Source organism: Streptomyces sp. NPDC096176, from assembly GCF_044763255.1.
GTDB lineage: Bacteria > Actinomycetota > Actinomycetes > Streptomycetales > Streptomycetaceae > Streptomyces.
Genome location: NZ_JBIWFV010000005.1, coordinates 314,446 through 332,541, shown reverse-complemented (window position 1 = coordinate 332,541; position 18,096 = coordinate 314,446). Strand labels below are relative to the sequence as shown.

The following is an 18,096-nucleotide window of genomic DNA, read 5'->3' as shown; positions in this document are numbered from 1 at the left end:
TCACACTCCTTGGAGCTCGGATACGGGGAACGGCGCTGCCGGGTCGTTCAGTTGGTCATGGAGACGCTGGGCGAGATGCAGGGCGTCGTCGTCACCGGCCGCGAGGTGGGTGGCGACCTTGCTGCCGCGCACGGCGGTCACCGGCACACCCGCGAAGTCGCCGGGCACCAGGCCCTGCCGCCGCTGGAATTCCTCCAGGTCGACGAAACCGCCGACGACGGCCACCAGCGGGCCGGAGGTGAGCCGGATCGTGTCGATGTTGGCGCCGTGGAAGGCCTGGAACGCCCGGTCCGCGAGTTCGTCCGTGTCGTAACGCAGCGCCACGGACCGCTGGTTGAGCACCACAGCGGCGACGGACGAGCCCGCCGTGCCGATGACGGAGCCGACCGGGAACGGCGCACGGTTGAGCCGGCAGGCGATCTCGACCCGGTGCTTCTGCGCGAGCCGCACGGCCCTGCGGTGCAGCACCTTCGCCCCGTACAGCGACATCAGCGCCGCCGTGTTGTACGAGACCTCCCTCAGCAGGCGCGTGCCGCTGACGAGGTGCGGGTCGGTGCTGTAGATGCCGTCGACGTCGGAGTGGATCTCGCACCGCGAGGCGCCGACGGCCGCGGCGACGGCCACGGCCGACAGGTCGGAGGAGTTCTTGCCGAGCCAGGTGGGACGGCCGAGTTCGTCCGCCGCCTGGCCGCCCGGGACCACGACCACGTCGTGGTCCCGCAGGGCGGCGCGCAGCGGGGCCGGGTCGGTGCGCTCCAACCGCGCCCACATGAAGGCCGAGTTGGTGACGAGGCCCAGCTGGTGACCGGCCAGCACGGTCGAGCGCAGTCCGCGCCGGTGCACGGCCGTGGCCAGCAGCTGGGCGCCGATCGTGTCGGCGAGGGTGAGCAGACCCGCCACGGTCTCGTCCTCGGGGTGCGGGTTGACCTGGCTGAGCCGCTCCCGGAACTGTTCGGTCTCGCCCGGCTGGCCGCTGACCACGACGACGAGCTTCGTGCCGTCGTCGTGGAAGCGGCGCTCCAGCGCCGCGGCGAGGTCGCCGTAGGCGGCCAGGGTGCGGAAGCTGGATCCGCCGAACTTCAGGACGGCGGGTGCGGTCACAGCGTGCCCCGCTCGACGAGCTCCTCGGCGATCTGGACGGCGTTGAGGGCGGCGCCGATACGGAGGTTGTCGGCGACGAGCCACAGCCAGAAGGCACGCGGGTTGTTCTGGGTGATACGGACCCGGCCGACGTGCACGTGGTCGGGATCGCCGACCGTGGTCGGCGTCGGGAACGCGGTACGGACCTCCTGGTCGTGGACGGCCACCTCGGGCAGTCCGGCCAGCACGCCCACCAGCTCGGTGCGGTCGACCGGCTCCTGGCACTCGACGTAGACGGACTCGGAGTGGCAGTTGGCGACCGGGACGCGGACACAGGTGGTGGTGACGTCCAGGTGCGGCATGCCGAGGATCTTGCGGGACTCGACCAGCATCTTCTGCTCCTCCAGCGTGAAGCCGGAGTCGAGGAAGCGGTCGATCTTCGGGATGACGTTGAACGCCAGGTTCGGGGTGAACTCCTGGGGTTCGAAGTCGGTGTCCGGCCCCTGCAGCGAGGCGCGGCTGGCCTCCTGGAGCTCCTCGACACCGGAGTAGCCGAGGCCGGAGGCCGCCTGGTAGGTGGAGACCACCGCGTGCCGGATGCCCCAGCGCGTCTCGACGCACTGCAGCAGCCGCACCAGCGGGATCGTGGAGCAGTTGGGGTTGGCGATCACACCGCTCTTGGGACGCCGGTCCAGCTCGTGTGCGTTGACCTGCGGCACGACCAGCGGGGTGTCCGGGTCCATCCGGAAGGCGATCGTGTTGTCGATGACGAGGGCGCCCGCGGCGGTGGCGACCGGCACCCACTTCTCGCTGACGGACGTGCCGGCGGAGAAGAAGGCCACGTCCACGCTCGAGAAGTCGAACTCCTCGACGGCCTGCACCGTGTACTCGCGGTCGTCGACGGTGAGCACCCTGCCCGCAGACCTCGAGGAGGCCACCAGCTCCATGGACCGGTAGCGCAGGCCCCGTTCCTCGATCAGCTCGATCAGCGTCGACCCGACGGCGCCGGTCGCTCCGACGATGGCGATGCGCGGGGCGGATGCGTCGGTGACACGGGTCATCGGGAGTCTCCGATCGTGATCTTCTCGCCCTCGGCACGCGTGTCGGCGGCCTCGGGACGAGGAGTGGTTGCGGGTGCGGTGGAGTTCGCGGGCCCGGTGGGGACGGACCCCGGCGCGGGGGAGGCGGCGGGCGGCTCCGCGGCAGGACGGCGGCCGAAGGTCCAGCCCAGGTTGATGCCGAGGCTCGCGCCGATGATCAGCGGAATGCCGAGCGCCTGGAGCAGGCTGACGCTGTGACCGTAGACGGCCCAGTCGCACAGCATGGCCACGGCCGGGTAGATGAAGGCCAGCACCGCGATCTTGGCGGTGGGCAGCTTCTGGTACGCCGAGTACATCAGGACGTACATCAGGCAGGTGTGGATCAGGCCGAGTCCGACCAGCCAGCCCCAGTCCGCGCCGAGGCCGCTCATGTCGGCGAAGGTGGCGAAGGGCAGCAGCAGCGGGATGCCCAGCATCACCTGGATCAGCGCCACGAGGTGCGGCTTCACACCGGTGACGCGCTTGGTGATGACGGTGGACAGCGCGTAGAAGAGTGCCGCGAGCAGCGCGAAGCCCAGGCCGGTCAGATAGGTCTTGTCGCCGCCGCCCTGGAAGTCTGAGACGGAGACGCCGGCGACCAGGATCAGACCGACGAACGCGACGCCCAGCCAGGCGAACTTGGTGCGCGTGAGCTTGTCACGGAAGAGCAGGGCCCCGAGCAGCACCACGTAGAACGGCTGCGTGTGGTAGACGACGGTCGCCACGGAGATCGACGTCGACTCGTACGACTCGAAGAGGAATGCCCAGTTGAAGACGATGAAGACGCCGCCGAGCGCGGCGAGTCCGACCTTCTTCGGGGTCAGGTTGTGGTTCTTGAACAGGCCGCGCACCAGGCAGTAGAGACCCAGCGCGACGGCGCCGAACACACAGCGGAAGAAGACGACGTTGAACGGGGACGCGCCGGACTCCACCACGAAGATGCCGAGGGTGCCGGAGAGCACCATGGCGGCGGTGAGCTCGATCGCTCCCTTCGTCTCCGTGCTTGCGGGGCGGGTTTCTGTACTCATGAGAGTCCCTCCTGGGATGGGGTGCGGGGCGCCACGGCGGTGCCCCGGCCGTTCACTGCAGGGGGACGGGGTAGTACAGCCCGCCCCTGGTCCACAGTTCGTTCAGGCCGCGCGGGACGCCGAGGCCGGAAGCGGCCCCGAGGTTGCGCTCGTAGATGTCGGCGTACGTCCCGACCGCGGCCAGGACCCTGGCCGCCCAGCCCTCGTCGAGGCCCACGGCGGGACCGTGCGGGCCGGCCAGGACCGCGGCCTGCGCCAGGGCTTCCTCGCGCCGCCCTTCGCCCGCCTCGTCGACGTGGTGCTCGGCCGCCGTCAGCAGCTGCAGCACCCAGCGGCACAGCCGGTACCAGTCGGCGTCGTCGTCGCGCACGGCAGCGGCCATCGGCTCGCGGGAGATCGCCGTGTCGAGGATGCGGTGCGCCTGCGGGTCCGGGAGCACGGCACGCTCACCGGCGAGAGCCACCCGGTCCAGCACATAGGCCGCGCACTCGCCGGAGGCGTAGCCGGCCAGGGTGTCCGCAGGCGTCGGGAAGGCGACCGGTTCCACGGAGAGGCCGCGGCGCCCGTACCAGGCGGCCAGGTTCGCGGCGCTCGTGGTGCCGTCCTGCACGGCGACACGCCGCCCGGCCAGCTGGGCCGGGTCGTCGACGCCGCTGTCGGCGCGGACGAGGAACCCTTCTCCGTCGTAGCAGGTGACGCCCGCGAACAGCACCGGCCACTGCGCCTCCCGGCCCAGCGTCCACGTCAGGTTGCAGACCGTCAACTCCGCGCCGCCCGCCGACAGCGCCTCGAGCCGGTCGGCCGGCGCGGACGGCAGCCAGTCCACCGCCCGGGCGTCGCCGAGCGCGGCGGCCGCGACGGCGCGCGCCACGTCGGTGTCCAGCCCCGTCCAGCCGTCCGGGCCCGGCAGGGACAGGCCGCGGATGCCGCGGCTCACGGCGGCACGCAGCACACCCCGCCGGCGCACCTCCTCCAGGGTCGTGCCCGGCGAGGTGCCACGGGCGGTTTCGTTCACGGCGGGGGCAATGGTGACAGCGCTCATGACAGGCTCCGGAACGGGGTTCGGGTCAACTGCTCACGGTCGAAACGGCGCTCGTTGTAACCGAGCATGTCGATCAGGCCCTGCGCGGTGAGCGCCGAACGCTCACCCCCGGGGTGCGCCGGGATCGACATCGCCCCCGGGTCGGACCAGCGCAGCAGGCCGCGCGGGTCGACGTACGCACGGGACTTGTTGGCGTTGTCGCGGTGCAGGCAGAACGGGACGTCGAGATGGCCCCGGGCGAACGCCCGTACCAGGGCCTGGCCGACCGTGCCGCCCAGCTCCAGGGTGCTGTCGACGAGGTGCAGCGCCTCTTCGTACAGGCCTGTGTCCGTGGGCAGTTCGGGGTTGCCGGCGGCCCGCTCGTCGGCGGCGATCGCCGCGGCGAACTCCAGCGCGTCGACGTTCTCCGCGACGGTCGGGATACGGTGCGCCTCCGCCGGCGTCTTCACGATCAGCCGCTCCGCGCCGCTGCGCACCGCGAGCCGCGCGCTGTCCTCGAGGATCCGGAAGGAGCCGACGGGCGTACGGGGATAGACCCCCATGTACGTGTAGAGGACGACATGCCAGTCGGTGGCGGCCAGCCGCTCACCGGCGAGCCTGCGCAGCGCGGCGATCGCCTCCAGGTCCTGGCCCGGGTGGGTCTGCTGCGCATAGCTCAGCGAGATGCTGGTCAGGCCGTGCTCCTGGAAGAACAGCCCCTCCAGGATGCTGAGCGCCACCAGCAGGCTCGGCGGGCACAACTGGCCGAGCATGCAGCCGCCGAAGCTCTCCAGGTGCATCTGCTCGTCCTGCGCGGCGAGCAGGTCGCAGCAACGGGACCAGGCACTCACGGCCTCGGACAACGGCGCCCTGCTGTACGGGAGGCAGTAGGAGACCGGCCCGCCCTCGGTGGCGTCGATGCCGGTCTCCACCATGGCCTCGAACAGCGGGTAGGGCAGGGCGGAACCGTGCCGTACCTGGATGGGGAAGTCGTTGCCCGCGAGGCCGGACAGCATCTGGCGGGTGGCGTCGGCGCCGTGTGCCACCAGCGGGAAGCCGTTCAGCTCGGCTCCGGTGCGCAGAGCGGCGCGGGCGGAATCGTGGTCGTTGACACGGGTGTAGCTGTCCAGGGTGATCGTGCCGACGGCCGTGGCCCGGGCCGCACGGACTCCGAGCAGCCCCTCACGCATGACGGGTATCTCGGCGAACCCCATGCGCGGCTGCACAACGAGCCGGCCGGCCTCCTTCGCCCCGTGGACGAACGCTGAGAAACGGCTGCGGCGCGGCACTTGCACAGCGGCTGCTGCGGAAGTGGCCGTTGCGGAATTGCTGGACAGGGAATGCGAAACGGTGGCTACGGCGCTGCTCATGCGGCGGCCTGCGCCATCTCGAGGGCGCCACGACGCGCCGGACCCAGTCCCCGGAGGAACTCGTTGAAATTCTCCAGGCCGCCTTCCGATTCGAATACGGCGTCGAAACCGCCGGCCGACAGCGCCTCGATGAACTGCACGTTCTCTGCGCCGCGCACCCCGAGCTTGCCGCCGATGACGACCCGCAGATCCGCAAGGTCCGGTTCGCTGCGTATCTTGCCGATCAGCCGCAGACCGTCCAGGTGGCCGTGGCCGTTGACGGTGCTCAGCACCAGAACGTCCGGCCGCAGTTTCCGGCACTCGTCGATGATGACCTGATCGGGCACACAGGCACCGAGATTCGAGACCTCGCCGCCGTGCTCCTCGAGCAGCAGCTGAAGAAAGACCAGGTTCCACATATGGGCGTCGGAAGATACGCTCGACACCAGGAATTTTTTCGCCGGGCGCACAATATTGGGCATCCTGAGCTCCGCAACGTGAGGGAATGACGAAAGATATGATTCCGGTGTCTTGACAATGCCGTCCAGCTGTCTCCGAGCGGACTCTTCGATATCGAAGATCGCGAAGTCCGATCAGGGGGAGACGGCCGAGGCCGAGGCCGGGGTGCCGGCCGCCGGCCGGGCCCGTCAGTAGTCGCCGGACATGAACTCGACCGTGCGGTCGATGAACAGCCGCATCTCACGCGACAGATGCCTGCCCCGCCGCCACGCCAGCTGCGTGAACACCTCGAACGGCGGCTCCCAGGCGAGCACCGTGAGCGTCCCGGCCTCGATGTCGTCGGCGACCGTCATCGTGGGCAACAGAGCCACACCGAGGCCCGCCGTCAGACCGCGCTTGATGGACTCGATGTTGCCGAACTCGAGGAACGGCACGGGCTCGCCCGTCCCGTCGTTGAGCTCCGCCTCGAACAGCTCGCGGTACGCGCAGCCGGCCTCGGGAGCCAGCACCTGCACCTCGCGCAGCTGCTCCAGCGTCACCTTCTCCTCGGCGGCCAGCGGGTGTTCGGGTGCCGCCACCACGACCAGCGGTTCGGCTCCCAGCACCTCGCTCTCCACGCCGGAGTGCTGTGTCTCCGCCTCCATCAGGAAGCCCATGTCGAACGTGCCCTGGCGCAGCGAGTGCAGCGTCTCCGCGCACAGGCTGGGCCGCAGCACCAACTGCAGTTGCGGATAGCGGTGGTGGAAGAACTCCAGCACCGGCGGCATCCGGTAGGAGGTGATGCTCTCCATGGTGCCGATGGTCAGCAGCCCGGCGGGATCGCCCGCACCGGACGCCGCCCCGCGGGCCTCACCGGCGAGCGTGAGCATCTGCTCCGCGTACGGCAGCAGCCGCCGGCCGGCCTGGGTGAGCTGGATCTTGCCGGACAGCCGCTCGAAGAGTTCGGCGCCCAGCGAGGCCTCCAGGCTCTTGATCTGCGCCGTCACGCTGGACTGGGCGTAGTTGAGCTCCGTCGCGGCGCGCGTGAAGCTGAGCAGCGTGGCGACTTTGTGGAAGGTCGTCAGTTGTCGGATGTCCACTGGGCCTCCAGGTGAGGAGATTCGGCGATGAGCGGTGTGTGCGGCTCGGGGATTCAGCGCTGCCAGCCCCAGTCGTTCTCGCCACCGGCCGGCGGCGTGGTCGGGTCGCTCTCGGCGGCCGCCGGAGCGGCACTCGAGGAGGCGTTGACAAAGGCGCGCTGTCCGGGCTCGGCGACGGCCGCCGCGGGCACGGCGAGGACCGTGCCGAGGGCGAGGGTGGCGATCGCGGCGGTGCGGACGAGACGCTTCGAAGGCATGACTGTTCCTCGGGTCGGTGACATGCGGGATGGTTTGCGGCGGTTCGCCCCTGGGGCGTCGCCCCGCCGGTGATCACCAGCTTCCCCTCGGTGACGGCCCGGGAGAAGGGAAACCGGGTGGCCCGAATGGGCCCTGACCCAACATGTCCACCGCACGCCGCGGCACGATCCACCAGGCGTAGCGGGGGTGTTGTGACCTGGAAACCTCTTGTTCGCACGCCAGTGGCTATCTAAGGTCTCGATGTTTGAGATCGAGCTGGTCGAGGACCACTTGAGTGACTCATTCCGAGTCGGTCGGGCAGTGGTACCGGTCGGCTGGAACATGCGGCAGAAGGGGGGACGCATGCTCGAGACACTCGGGCTGGATCGCACGACGGAGTCCGTCTACCGGGCAATGCTGAGGTATCCGCAGGACGGCCCGGGGGGACTGGGGGCGAGACTCGACCTGACGGAGGACACGGTGAGGTCGGCGCAGAAGGTACTCGCCGCCCTCAACCTGGTGAACATGTCCTACGAACATCCCGACCGGCTGCGGGCGGTGTCGCCGGACCTGGGACTCGAGGCCCTGCTCGCGCGCCAGTCCGCGGAACTCGCCGCACACCAGCAGCGGATCGAGGAGTCCCGCGCCGCGGCGGCCCGGCTGATCTCCGAGTACGCGGGCCTGCAGCCGGGGACGCCGGACTCGGGCGTCGAGCAGGTGGTCGGTATCGACGCGATACGCGAGCGGCTGGCACAGCTGCAGCGCGACATACGGAAAGAGGTGATGTCCTTCTCCCCGGACGGCGCGCAGACCGCGGAGAACCTGAAGGCGGCCAGGCCGCTGAACCAGCAACTGCTCCAGCGCGGCGTGCGGATGCGCACGATCTACCTCGACAGTGTGCGCAACAGCCCGCCGACGGTGGCGCACGCGGACTGGCTCACCGAGATGGGCGGCCTGGTCCGTACCGTGCCGCTGCTGCCGACGCGGATGCTGATCGCGGACCGCTCGCTCGCGATCCTGCCCATCGACTCCGAGGACACCAGCGCGGGGGCCGTCATTCTCACGGGGCAGGGCACGCTGAACGCGCTGTGCGCCCTGTTCGACACCACCTGGGAGGTGGCGCAGCCGCTGGGCACCGTGCGCCGGCGGGACGCGAACGGCCTGACCGGCCAGGAGTCCACCGCGCTGCGGCTGCTCGCCCAGGGGCACACCGACGAGGCGATAGCCAAGCGGCTCGGGGTGTCCCACCGCACCGCGCGCCGCATCGCCACCGAACTGATGGAACGTCTCGGCGCGCGGAGCCGCTTCGAGGCGGGTGTCAGGGCGGTCCAGCACGGCTGGCTGTCGAAGGAGCCGTGACAGCCGTGACCGGGCGGCAGTGAGGGGACCTGAGGCGAACCGCCCGCCGTTCGCCGACGATCGGCGCACGGCGGGCGGCCGGCTCCGCACGGACTTCGTTCCCCGCGTTGGGCCTTCGCCGCGCCCGGGCGATCCGGTGGAGACGCCCTACGCCAGCTTCTTCGCGATCTTGCGGGCGTCGATCGCCATCTCGCGGAACATGCCGCTGATCGGGTTGGTGAACCCGGTGAAGTACAGCCCCCGCGCCTGCGCGGGTGTCCGCGCCCCGTGGACGACCGGCCGGCCGCGCTCGTCGAGTACGCCGAGGTGACCGACCAGGCCCTCCAGCGCGCGCCGGTAGCCGGTCGCGGCTATCACGGCGTCCACGGAGATCCGGCTGCCGTCCGCCAGGACGGCCTTGTCGCCCTCGAACGACTCGAGTGCCGCGACGGGCTCGACCCTGCCGCTGCGCACCGCGTCGATCAGGCCCACGTCCTGCACCGGGATCGCGCCTTCCTTGACGCGGGAGTACAGCCCCGTGTCGGGACGCGGCAGCCCGTGCTCCGTGAGGTCCGGCACGGCGATCCTGCTCATGGCCCCGCCCGCCTTGTCGACGAGCCGCACCGGAAGCCGGCGGACGACGATGCCGGTGCGCTGGGCGGGCCAGCCCGCGGTGGAGCGGCGCACGATGTGCGGGACGGTGCGCACGGCCAGCCGCACCCGCGCGGCCCCGCCTTCCATCAGATCGACGGCGATCTCGGCGCCCGTGTTCCCCACGCCGACGACGAGCACGTCCTTGCCGGCGTAGGGCGTCGGGTTGCGGTAGTCGCCGGCGTGCAGCAGCTCGCCGGGGTACGCGTCGGTGCCCGGCCAGTCGGGCAGCCGCGGCGTGTGGTTGTGGCCGGTGGCCACGACGACCGCCCGGCCGGTCAGTTCGCGGCCGCCGGTGGCGTGCAGCAGCCACTCGCTCCCGGCCGGTTCGATGCGGGACACCTCGACGCCGGTGACGATCTCCAGCTCGTGGAACTCGGCGTACTTGTCCAGGTAGCGGATCACGTCGTCGCGCGAGACCCAGCGCCCGAACGAACGCGGCATCGGCAGGCCGGGGAGCGCGGAGAGCCGGCGGGTGGTGTGCAGGTGCAGCCGGTCGTAGTGCCGGCGCCAGGACGCGCCGACCGTCTCGGACTTCTCGAGCACCACGGCCCGTACGCCCCGCTGCCGCAGCGCGGCCGCCGCCGCGAGCCCGGCGGGACCGCCGCCGACGATGTAGACGGGTCTGTCGTTCGTGAGGTCGATGCGCCCGACCCTGTTCTTGGTGTCGGCCATGAACGCTGAGCGTAATCGAGCGATTGCCGAATGGGTATCGGTCAAGGCGGAGTTCAATTGCGAATCGGTCACGGTCAGGCATTCCTTGCGCGAGTCTCCCTTCCTCGAAAGAACTGACGTACCGTCAGATCCGTTTCCGTATTCGCCTGGACCCGTGTGGAGAGGGGTGTCCGATGCGGACCGTCTGGCTCACCGGCGCCGAGTGGCTCGCCGTCCTGCGTATCGGCCTCGGCCTGTGGTGGCTGGAGAGCTGGCGCCACAAGGACAGGAAGGCCTGGTTCGAGCGGGGCGCCGGTATCGCCTGGGCGGCGGGCGTCGCGCGCGAGCACCGGTGGCCGGCCGTGCGGACCGGCTTCGAGAAGATCGTCGCGCCCCGCCCCAAGGCTATGGCCTACATCGTCGTCCATGCCGAACTCGCCCTCGGTCTCGGCCTGATCACCGGCTTCCTCACGCCGGTGGCCCTCGTCGGCGGGCTGCTGCTCAATCTGCTGTATCTGATCCTCATGATCCACGACTGGGCGGAGCAGGGGCAGAACGCCATGATGGCCCTGATATCGCTGGTCGCCCTCTTCGCCATGTCCTGGCAGACATGGTCCCTCGATCACGTGACGGGGCTGTTCCTGTGACCGGCCCGGCCGTCGAGCCTGCCGCCGGCCGCACGGCCGTGTCCACGGCGACCCCCGACGTCGACGACTTCACCCGCCCCTACTGGGAGGCGGCCGCCGCCGGTGAACTCCTCGTCCGCCGCTGCGCCGCCTGCCGGCGACCGCACCACTACCCGCGCGAGTTCTGCCCGCACTGCTGGAGCGAGGACGTCCACTGGGAGGCGGCGAGCGGGCGGGCGACGCTCTACACCTGGTCCGTCGTCCACCGCAACGACCTGCCACCCTTCGCGGGACGCGTCCCCTACACCGCCGCGCTCGTCGAACTGGCCGAGGGTGTAAGGATGATGTCCGAGGTGGTGGAGTGCGCGCCCGAGCTCCTGGCCATCGGTATGGAGCTCGAAGTCGCCTTCCGGGCGGGGGACGACGGTGTCACGGTCCCGGTGTTCCGTCCCTCGGGGTCCGTTCAGGGCCAGAGCAGTTCGCGCTCCCAGGCGCCGCCAGGGGCCTCCCGGCGGTAGCGCAGCCGCAGGTGGCGGCGGCGCTCGTCGCCCTGGAAGAACTCCACCTCGCGCGGTGCGAGCACGTACCGCGTCCATGTCGCCACCGGCGCGTCCGGTTCCGCCTGCGCCCGCTCCCATGCGGCCTGCGAGGCGCGGGCCAACTCGGCCTCGGACGTGAGCACTTCGCTCTGCCGACCGGTCAGCGCCGCCGCCAGGGCGCCCGTCGAGCGGGCGTGCAGATCGGCCAGGCTCTCCTCGGCGGAGACGGAGGAGACGGGGCCCCTCAGCCGCACCTGGCGGCCCTGCGCGGCCCAGTAGAAGACCAGCGCCGCCTCCGGGTGGGCGGCCAGTTGGCGGCCCTTCGCGCTGGTGGCGTGGGAGGCGAAGTGCCAGCCGCGTGCGTCCGCGTCGTGGAGCATCAGCACCCGTGCGTCCGGGCGGCCCCGGTCGTCCACTGTCGCCAGCGTCATCGTGTGCGGCTCGGTCTGCCCGGCTGCCACGGCCTCGCCGAACCACCGGTGGAACAGCGGCAGCGGCTCGCCGGGCGCGGCGGCCGGGTCGAAGGCGGGCAGCGAGACGTCCCAGACCCGCTGGGTGTGCAGCAGTGCGCGGAAGGCGGCCTGCGGGTCCTGCTCGACGTGGTCCATGACCGCAATTCAACAACCTGCCGGTAGGGGTTTCAGCCCCGCCCCAGCACCACCGTGCCCGACGAGCAGAACCATCCCCCCGTCCCCGACGCCACCGCCAGCTCGGGCAGCCTGCCGCCGGCCTGGCGCACCTGATGCCCGCCTGCCTCGCCCCGCAGCTGACGCACGGCCTCCACCAGCAGGAACAGTCCGCGCATCCCGGGGTGGCAGGCGGACAGTCCGCCGCCGTCGGTGTTCACCGGCAGTCCGCCGTCCCGCAGCAGCCGGCCCTTCTCGACGAACGCACCGCCCTCGCCCTTGGCGCAGAACCCGAGATCCTCCAGCGTCACCAGGGTCATATAGGTGAAGGCGTCGTAGATCTCCGCGATGTCGATCTCGTGCGGCCGCACCCCGGCCCGTTCGAAGGCGAGCCGGCCGCTCACCGCCGCGGGCGAGAGGGTGAAGTCGTCCCACTGCGACATGGCGGTGTGCGAGACGTGCTCGCCGGTGCCGAGGATCCACACCGGGGCCTTCGCCGTGTCCGGTACGCACTCCTTGGCCGCCAGCAGCACCGCGCAGCCACCGTCGCTGCGGATGCAGCAGTGCAGCTTGGTGAACGGGTCGGCGATCAACGGTCCGTCCAGCACGTCGTCGACGGTGATCGGGTCGCGGAACATGGCGTCCGTGTTGGCGGCGGCGTTCGCCCGCGCCTGAACCGCCACCTCGGCGAGCTGCTCCAGGGTCGTGCCGTACTCGTGCATGTGGCGGCGGGCGGCCATCGCGTACTTGGCGACGAGGGTGTGCCCGTAGGGAACTTCGAACTGGAGTGGGCCGCGGCTGCCGAAGGAGAGCTCGGAGGTGCGCCGGCCGGCCCGTATGTCGGCGCGGGCGGTCGACCCGTAGACGAGCAGTACCGCACGGGCGTGACCGGCCGCGATCGCGTCGGCCGCGTGGGCCGCCATGACCTCCCAGGTCGCCCCGCCGACGGCGGTGGAGTCCACCCAGGTGGGCCGCAGACCCAGATACTCGGCCACCTCGATCGGCGCGAGCGTGCCGAGACCGGCAGAACCGAAGCCGTCGACGACACCGCGGTCGAGGCCGCTGTCGGCGAGAGCCCGGCGGGCCGCCTGGGCGTGCAGGGCGTAGGGGGTGGGGCCGTCGACGCGGCCGCAGTCGGAGAGGGATATGCCGACGACGGCGACCTTGCGCGGTGTGGAGGGCATGAATCTGACGGTACATCAGATTGCCTGGTGTGCAGGAGTGGTCCGTCCCGCGTCTGTGCATCCGGCGTGCCCGCATCTAACATGACGACCCGTCAGTTCGGGGGCCTGGGGCAGAAGTCTGGGTCATCGGACGCCTGAGCCATCGGAAGGAGCCGCGGATGGACGCCGTCCTCACCGCCGACCAGGACAGGATCCGCCGAGCCCTGCGCGACGTCCTGTCCGATCATTCCGGACCGGACATGACCGCAGCCGCCCGCACACCGGCCGGGTACGACACCGAGCTGTGGGCGGCGCTCGCCGGACAGCTCGGCCTGCCCGGTCTCGCGCTGCCCGCGCAGTACGGCGGGAAGGACCGCACCCTCACCGAACTGGCCCTCGCCTTCGAGGAGACAGGCCGCGTGCTGCTGCCGTCCCCGCTGCTCTCCACGGCGGGCCTTGCCGCACCCCTGATCACCGCCCTCGGCACCCCAGAGCAGCGCTCGGAACTCCTGCCACGCATCGCGGACGCCTCCTTGACCTGTGCACTGGCCGTGCCCGGCAGCCTCGCGCAGGCGCTTGCGCTGACCGGCGACAACACGGCCGGAGACTGGGCCGGGGGCGGCCGGGCGGGCGGCATACAGGCGCGGCGCCCCGGTGGCGGCTGGACCCTCTACGGCGAGGCCGGGCAGGTCCTCGACGGCCACAGTGCCCGGCTGCTGCTCGTCGCGGCCCACGCGGGTGGCTTCCCGCGCAGCCGCGCCCTGCTCTTCCTTCTCGACGCCGACGCGGCCGGTCTGACCCGCACCCGGCTGACAACGCTCGACGAGACCCGTCCACAGGCCGTGCTCCAGCTCCGTGACTGCCCCGCCCGGCTGCTGGGTGAGGACGACGACGGCAGCGGCGTCCTTGCCGCCCTGGCCGCCGCCGGCACGGGAGCCGCCGCACTGCTCGCGGCGGAGGCGGCGGGCGCGGCCGGATACACGCTGGAGCGAACGGTGGAGCACGTCCGGGCGCGCGAGCGGTCCGGCAGCCCGACCGACGCCGTCCGGGCCGTCGGACACCGTTTGGCCGACCTGTACGTGCACGTCCAGGCGGCTCGCTCCGCGGTGTACTACGCGGCAGTGGACCCCGGCGCAGGACCCCTCGCGCTCGCGCAGGGACTGGACGCGCTGCGCACGGTCGCCGGAGAGGCGGTCCAACTGCACGCCGGCACCGGCTCCGCCAAAGAGGACGAGGCGCATCGGTACGTCAAACGGGCCGCCGCCGACGAGCTGCTCCTCGGCCCCGCACACCGGCTGCGCTCCGCCGCCGCCGAGCGGTCCGGACTCTTCGCACCGGCGGGGACGGCCGCCTGATGGCCGCCGCCCTCCGACTGGTCCAGAAGATCTCCGCCACCCACGCCTTCGCGAAGGTCGCACCGCACGTCATCCCGGCGATGGACCGCGCGGTCCACGGTCTGACCCGGGGAAAGGTGCTGCCCAGTGCGCGGATGCTGCCGGGGCTCGTCCTCACCGTCCGGGGCGCGAGGACCGGTCTGCCGAGGCGTACTCCCCTGGCCTGCGTACCGGAGAAGGCGCCGGAGGGGGCGGGCACCTGGCTCCTCGTCGGCTCCAACTTCGGCCGTCCGGCGCACCCGGCGTGGACGACGAACCTGCTCGCCCACCCCGACGCGGAGGTCAGCCTGCACGGCGAGACGATTCCCGTGCGCGCCACGCTCCTCACCGGTGATCTCCGTGCGGTCGCCTGGGAGTCGGCCCTGCGTTTCTGGCCGCCGTACGCGACCTACCAGGCCCGCGCGCCCCGTGAGATCCGCGTCTTCCGCCTCACCCGCCGCGAGGTCGGCGACGCCTGAACCGCGTGTACCACGGGGGAGCGGCGTCCCGCGGCCCGTGGTCGTCCCGCGGTCCGTAGTCGTCCTGGTGCGGCCGGCCGCCGTACTGGTCGCCGCCGTACCGGTCGCCGTACTGCCGCGACGGGGGCCCGTTCGGTTCCGGCCCGTACGGGCCCCAGTCGTCCGCCGGCACATGACCGGGCGATTCCTCGTCGTACGGCTCCTCCCGCCTGCGCCGCAGCTCCCGGCGACCGGTCATCACCGCGGCGGCCAACAGCAGCAGCAACCCGCCACCGACCGCGAAGGCCATGCCGGCGCCGAGGCCGTTCCCGTCACCGCCGATCGTGAGACTGCCGGTCTCCTGGCCCTGGCGGACCATCCACAAGGCCGTGAACCCGAGCACGATCACACCCGACAGCGCCACCAGCAGCCGCGACCGCAGGACCAGCCCGATCAGCGTCAGCAGTGCGGCGAACGCGAGGGGGAGCAGCACCGAGGTGATCAGCGCCCCGCTGTTGGGGGTGATGCCGTTGAAGAGGTCCTGCACGCGGTAGTCGCGTCCGAGACGGCCGTCGTACCAGCCACGGAAGGGGCTCCATACCGCGGCCGCCGCTCCGATGAGAGCGAGGATCGAGCCGATGACGTTGCGAATCATCCCCGGCCCCCTTCTGTCGGCGCTCTCGTCCCGCGACGCTGCGCCGCAACCGAGTACCCCGCCACCGCCGGCCGAACCCCGGCCGCGGTCCGGCCTCCGCGCGGCGAAGTCGGCCCGCTCGGCGTTCGCGGACGTCGGGGCCGCGCGTCAGCGCGAAGACCGCCCCGTCGCGGTTCCCTTCACCGCGTCCAGCGCGTACACGCACCGGTCCTTGCTGCACGCGTACACGACACCGTTGCGCACCACCGGCGACCCCGTGATCTCGCCGCCGGTCGCCAGCTTCCAGCGCAGCTGGCCGCCGCTCGCGTCCAGCGTGTAGAGGACGTGGTCGGCGGAGCCGAAGTGGACCCGGCCGTCCGCGACGACGGGGGTGCCGACGACCTCGCCGCCCGCCGCGAACCGCCACATCGGGGTGCCGGTGACGGCGTCGAGGGTGTAGAGCGCGCTGCCGCTGCCGACGTGGACGTTGCCGGCGGCGATCAGCACGGGCTCGCTGGACTGGCGTGACTCGGTGGCGATGCGCCAGCGATCCTTGCCGGTGGTGGCGTCCAGTGCGTACACGGTGCCGAGGTAGTCGGCGAGGTACACGCCGCCGCCGGTCACCGCGGGGCCGGGCGCGAAGGCGGGCGGCGAAAGGAAGACCGCGGGCGCCTCGAAGTGCCAGCGCACCAGACCGGACGCGATGTCGACGGCCAGGACGCGCGTGCCTGCGGACAGGTACACATAGCCGTCGGGCGCCGGCTGCACCCGCACGGGTACGTTCCCGCACGAGGCCGCGTCGCCGATGGGGTACGACCACCGCTCGTCGCCGGTGCGCGCCTCCAGGGCGCGCAGCCGGGCGTTCTGCCACACATACACCGTGTCGCCGAAGATCGCCGGACCGGCCTCCGGCGTCTCGAAGTCGGTCTGGGCGCCGGTGATCTCCCACAGCTTCTCGCCGTTGGACGCCTCCCAGGCCTGGACTCCGCCGCCGCGGGTGCCGGTGAGGACCGTGCCGCGGTCGACCTTCAGGGAGTAGACCCAGGCGTCTGTCTGCAGCCGCCAGCGTTCGCTGCCGGTGGCGGCGTCGAGCGAGTACAGCGTCGGGCCGTCGGAGCCGTGGATCCGGCCCCTGGAGACGGCCATCGCCCAGGCCACGTCGCGGGTCTTGAACTGGCGGCGGCCCGTGCCGACATCCAGGGCGTGCACCTCGAAGGAGGTGACGTACAGCAGGTCGCCGTCGACGAGCGGGGTGCCCCAGACGTCGTTCGACATGCGGAAACGCCAGGGCCGCCAGTGGCCGGGGCCCGCGTCGGGCGCCTGCGAGGGCTGCGGGACCGGGGCGGGCGGCGCGGCGACGGCGCCGCCCGGGGCGTCCGCACCGTTCAGTCCGCCGGTCACCCCGGAGGGCGGGCGCACCCAGCCGGTGGCGGGACCGGCCTCCACGACCGCGGCCCGGCTCGCGTCGGCGACCCGGGGGCCGGGGCCGATGGGCACATGGGAGCCGGGCAGCCGCACGGGGCCACCGAGGGAGTGCGCGGGCGCTGCCTGACCCGAGCGCGGGTCGCCGCCGCCGTGGTGCACCGGCTCGCGGTCGGGTCCGGGCGGGGCGGTCGCGGGCCGGGGAGGCGCCTGCGGGGCGGGCGGCGCGGGGACCCGCGAGGGTTCGGGCCGCTGCGCCGCGGGCTGAGCCCGGCCGCCGCCGCGTCGGGCCTCGATCATGGCGGTGGACCGCGCGGGCAGCCATGCGGAAGCGGTGCCGCTGTCGTCGCCGCCGGAGGAGAAGAGGTGCGGGGCCAGCTGGGCCTGCAGATCCTCCGGCGTGGGCCGCAGCGTGGCCTCCATCTGCATGCAGGAGTCGATCAGCGGCCGGAGCTCGTCCGGGAGGCCCTCGAGGTCGGGGCCCTCACGCAGCAGCATGAAGACCGTCTCGACCGGGTTCGCACCGTGGAAGGGCGCGTGGCCGGTCGCCGCGAAGACCAGGGTGGAGCCGAGCGAGAAGACGTCGCTCGCGCCGGTCACACTGCGGGAGTCGCGGGCCTGCTCGGGCGACATGTACGCGGGGGTGCCGACCGCGACGTTGGTCATGGTCAGGCGGGTGTTCGAGACACCGGACGCGATGCCGAAGTCGATGACCCGCGGACCGTCCTCGACGACGAGGACGTTGGACGGCTTGAGGTCGCGGTGGACGAGTCCGGCGCCGTGGATGGACTGCAGCGCCTCGGCGATGCCCGCCGCCAGCCATCGCACCGCCTGGGCGGGCAGCGGCCCGCACTCGTTCACGATCTCCTCCAGGGAGGGGGCCGGAACGTAGGCGGTGGCCAGCCACGGCACGGCGGCCCGCGGGTCGGCGTCCACCACGGCCGCGGTGTAGAAGCCGCTGACCGCGCGTGCCGCCTCCACCTCGCGTGTGAAACGGACGCGGAACAGCTGGTCCTCGGCGAGCTCGGTGCGAACGGTCTTGATCGCGACCCGGCGGCCGGACGCCGACCGGGCGAGATAGACCAGTCCCATGCCACCGGCGCCGAGCCGGCCCAGCACCTCGAACGGACCGATCCGTCTCGGGTCGTGCTGCGTCAGCTGCTCCATACTTGCGTGCCACCTCCCCGTACGGGCTCCCACGGATTGGAGCCCGTCACATACAGCCCCGTGCAGGGTCTCACCATCGAGCCCCTCTGCGGTGAGCACCCTGATTCTTCCTG

Annotated in this window: 18 protein-coding genes; 5 read left to right on the top strand and 13 right to left on the bottom strand. The window is 71.9% G+C overall.

Annotated elements, in window-relative coordinates:
* From ACIQ7Q_RS16270 to ACIQ7Q_RS16235, 8 genes are all read right to left on the bottom strand, one after another.
* Entirely contained in the window at positions 1-1,101 is a 1,101-nt protein-coding gene (locus ACIQ7Q_RS16270) for an aspartate kinase (protein ID WP_403861405.1), read from the bottom strand.
* A complete protein-coding gene (locus ACIQ7Q_RS16265; RefSeq protein WP_403861401.1) occupies positions 1,098-2,141 on the bottom strand; it encodes an aspartate-semialdehyde dehydrogenase in 1,044 nt (347 codons plus the stop codon). The genes ACIQ7Q_RS16270 and ACIQ7Q_RS16265 overlap by 4 nt, the downstream gene beginning before the upstream one ends.
* Entirely contained in the window at positions 2,138-3,187 is a 1,050-nt protein-coding gene (locus tag ACIQ7Q_RS16260) for a DMT family transporter (RefSeq protein WP_403861398.1), read from the bottom strand. The genes ACIQ7Q_RS16265 and ACIQ7Q_RS16260 overlap by 4 nt, the downstream gene beginning before the upstream one ends.
* A 52-nt stretch (positions 3,188-3,239) precedes the next feature.
* A complete protein-coding gene (locus tag ACIQ7Q_RS16255) occupies positions 3,240-4,229 on the bottom strand; it encodes an ABC transporter substrate-binding protein (protein ID WP_403861395.1) in 990 nt (329 codons plus the stop codon).
* Positions 4,226-5,497, bottom strand: coding sequence for a methylaspartate mutase (locus tag ACIQ7Q_RS16250; protein WP_403861392.1), 1,272 nt, complete (start codon positions 5,495-5,497; stop codon positions 4,226-4,228). Before ACIQ7Q_RS16250 ends, ACIQ7Q_RS16255 begins: the two co-directional genes overlap by 4 nt.
* A gap of 77 nt (positions 5,498-5,574) precedes the next feature.
* Positions 5,575-6,027: a cobalamin B12-binding domain-containing protein gene (locus tag ACIQ7Q_RS16245; protein ID WP_403861389.1), complete on the bottom strand. Its 453-nt coding sequence runs from the start codon at positions 6,025-6,027 to the stop codon at positions 5,575-5,577.
* Between the two features lie 177 nt (positions 6,028-6,204).
* Entirely contained in the window at positions 6,205-7,095 is an 891-nt protein-coding gene (locus ACIQ7Q_RS16240) for a LysR family transcriptional regulator (protein WP_403861386.1), read from the bottom strand.
* 53 nt (positions 7,096-7,148) lie between these two features.
* Positions 7,149-7,352: a hypothetical protein gene (locus ACIQ7Q_RS16235; protein WP_403861383.1), complete on the bottom strand. Its 204-nt coding sequence runs from the start codon at positions 7,350-7,352 to the stop codon at positions 7,149-7,151.
* A gap of 343 nt (positions 7,353-7,695) precedes the next feature.
* On the opposite strand from ACIQ7Q_RS16235, the gene ACIQ7Q_RS16230 reads away from it, so the two are divergent.
* Complete coding sequence (locus tag ACIQ7Q_RS16230; RefSeq protein WP_403861380.1) at positions 7,696-8,691, top strand: LuxR C-terminal-related transcriptional regulator; 996 nt, start codon at positions 7,696-7,698, stop codon at positions 8,689-8,691.
* A gap of 147 nt (positions 8,692-8,838) precedes the next feature.
* Here the strand turns inward: ACIQ7Q_RS16230 and ACIQ7Q_RS16225 are convergent, their stop codons facing one another.
* Positions 8,839-9,996: a flavin-containing monooxygenase gene (locus tag ACIQ7Q_RS16225; protein ID WP_403861377.1), complete on the bottom strand. Its 1,158-nt coding sequence runs from the start codon at positions 9,994-9,996 to the stop codon at positions 8,839-8,841.
* Between the two features lie 173 nt (positions 9,997-10,169).
* Between ACIQ7Q_RS16225 and ACIQ7Q_RS16220 the strand changes: the two genes are divergently transcribed.
* Entirely contained in the window at positions 10,170-10,622 is a 453-nt protein-coding gene (locus ACIQ7Q_RS16220; protein ID WP_403861374.1) for a DoxX family protein, read from the top strand.
* Positions 10,623-10,660: 38 nt separating this feature from the next.
* Complete coding sequence (locus tag ACIQ7Q_RS16215; RefSeq protein WP_403862149.1) at positions 10,661-11,119, top strand: Zn-ribbon domain-containing OB-fold protein; 459 nt, start codon at positions 10,661-10,663, stop codon at positions 11,117-11,119.
* Here ACIQ7Q_RS16215 and ACIQ7Q_RS16210 read toward each other — a convergent pair.
* Both ACIQ7Q_RS16210 and ACIQ7Q_RS16205 read right to left on the bottom strand, forming a co-directional pair.
* On the bottom strand, positions 11,065-11,748 hold the full coding sequence (locus ACIQ7Q_RS16210) for a pyridoxal 5'-phosphate synthase (protein ID WP_403861371.1): 684 nt from the start codon (positions 11,746-11,748) through the stop codon (positions 11,065-11,067). The two genes, ACIQ7Q_RS16215 and ACIQ7Q_RS16210, sit on opposite strands and share 55 nt — an antisense overlap.
* Positions 11,749-11,780: 32 nt before the next feature.
* Positions 11,781-12,950: a thiolase C-terminal domain-containing protein gene (locus tag ACIQ7Q_RS16205; RefSeq protein ID WP_403861368.1), complete on the bottom strand. Its 1,170-nt coding sequence runs from the start codon at positions 12,948-12,950 to the stop codon at positions 11,781-11,783.
* 158 nt (positions 12,951-13,108) lie between these two features.
* Here ACIQ7Q_RS16205 and ACIQ7Q_RS16200 point away from each other — a divergent pair, with 158 nt between their 5' ends.
* On the top strand, positions 13,109-14,284 hold the full coding sequence (locus tag ACIQ7Q_RS16200) for an acyl-CoA dehydrogenase family protein (protein WP_403861365.1): 1,176 nt from the start codon (positions 13,109-13,111) through the stop codon (positions 14,282-14,284).
* Positions 14,284-14,781 carry a nitroreductase family deazaflavin-dependent oxidoreductase gene (locus ACIQ7Q_RS16195; RefSeq protein WP_403861362.1) on the top strand — a complete coding sequence of 166 codons (498 nt, stop codon included), beginning with the start codon at positions 14,284-14,286 and terminating at the stop codon, positions 14,779-14,781. Before ACIQ7Q_RS16200 ends, ACIQ7Q_RS16195 begins: the two co-directional genes overlap by 1 nt.
* Here the strand turns inward: ACIQ7Q_RS16195 and ACIQ7Q_RS16190 are convergent.
* Together ACIQ7Q_RS16190 and ACIQ7Q_RS16185 are read right to left on the bottom strand one after the other, a co-directional pair.
* Complete coding sequence (locus ACIQ7Q_RS16190) at positions 14,753-15,415, bottom strand: hypothetical protein (RefSeq protein WP_403861359.1); 663 nt, start codon at positions 15,413-15,415, stop codon at positions 14,753-14,755. The genes ACIQ7Q_RS16195 and ACIQ7Q_RS16190 overlap by 29 nt on opposite strands.
* A 147-nt stretch (positions 15,416-15,562) precedes the next feature.
* The gene (locus ACIQ7Q_RS16185; protein WP_403861356.1) at positions 15,563-17,983 is read right to left on the bottom strand and encodes a PQQ-binding-like beta-propeller repeat protein; all 2,421 of its coding nucleotides are present in this window, start codon (positions 17,981-17,983) and stop codon (positions 15,563-15,565) included.
* Positions 17,984-18,096: the final 113 nt, after the last annotated feature.

Excerpts from the sequence above, each read along its gene's own strand:
- ACIQ7Q_RS16265 (WP_403861401.1), bottom strand. The coding sequence starts at position 2,141 with ATGACCCGTGTCACCGACGCATCCGCCCCGCGCATCGCCATCGTCGGA.
- ACIQ7Q_RS16260 (WP_403861398.1), bottom strand. The coding sequence starts at position 3,187 with ATGAGTACAGAAACCCGCCCCGCAAGCACGGAGACGAAGGGAGCGATC.
- ACIQ7Q_RS16255 (WP_403861395.1), bottom strand. The coding sequence starts at position 4,229 with ATGAGCGCTGTCACCATTGCCCCCGCCGTGAACGAAACCGCCCGTGGC.
- ACIQ7Q_RS16235 (WP_403861383.1), bottom strand. The coding sequence starts at position 7,352 with ATGCCTTCGAAGCGTCTCGTCCGCACCGCCGCGATCGCCACCCTCGCC.
- ACIQ7Q_RS16230 (WP_403861380.1), top strand. The coding sequence starts at position 7,696 with ATGCTCGAGACACTCGGGCTGGATCGCACGACGGAGTCCGTCTACCGG.
- ACIQ7Q_RS16225 (WP_403861377.1), bottom strand. The coding sequence starts at position 9,996 with ATGGCCGACACCAAGAACAGGGTCGGGCGCATCGACCTCACGAACGAC.
- ACIQ7Q_RS16220 (WP_403861374.1), top strand. The coding sequence starts at position 10,170 with ATGCGGACCGTCTGGCTCACCGGCGCCGAGTGGCTCGCCGTCCTGCGT.
- ACIQ7Q_RS16210 (WP_403861371.1), bottom strand. The coding sequence starts at position 11,748 with ATGGACCACGTCGAGCAGGACCCGCAGGCCGCCTTCCGCGCACTGCTG.
- ACIQ7Q_RS16205 (WP_403861368.1), bottom strand. The coding sequence starts at position 12,950 with ATGCCCTCCACACCGCGCAAGGTCGCCGTCGTCGGCATATCCCTCTCC.
- ACIQ7Q_RS16200 (WP_403861365.1), top strand. The coding sequence starts at position 13,109 with ATGGACGCCGTCCTCACCGCCGACCAGGACAGGATCCGCCGAGCCCTG.
- ACIQ7Q_RS16195 (WP_403861362.1), top strand. The coding sequence starts at position 14,284 with ATGGCCGCCGCCCTCCGACTGGTCCAGAAGATCTCCGCCACCCACGCC.
- ACIQ7Q_RS16190 (WP_403861359.1), bottom strand. The coding sequence starts at position 15,415 with ATGATTCGCAACGTCATCGGCTCGATCCTCGCTCTCATCGGAGCGGCG.
- ACIQ7Q_RS16185 (WP_403861356.1), bottom strand. The coding sequence starts at position 17,983 with ATGGAGCAGCTGACGCAGCACGACCCGAGACGGATCGGTCCGTTCGAG.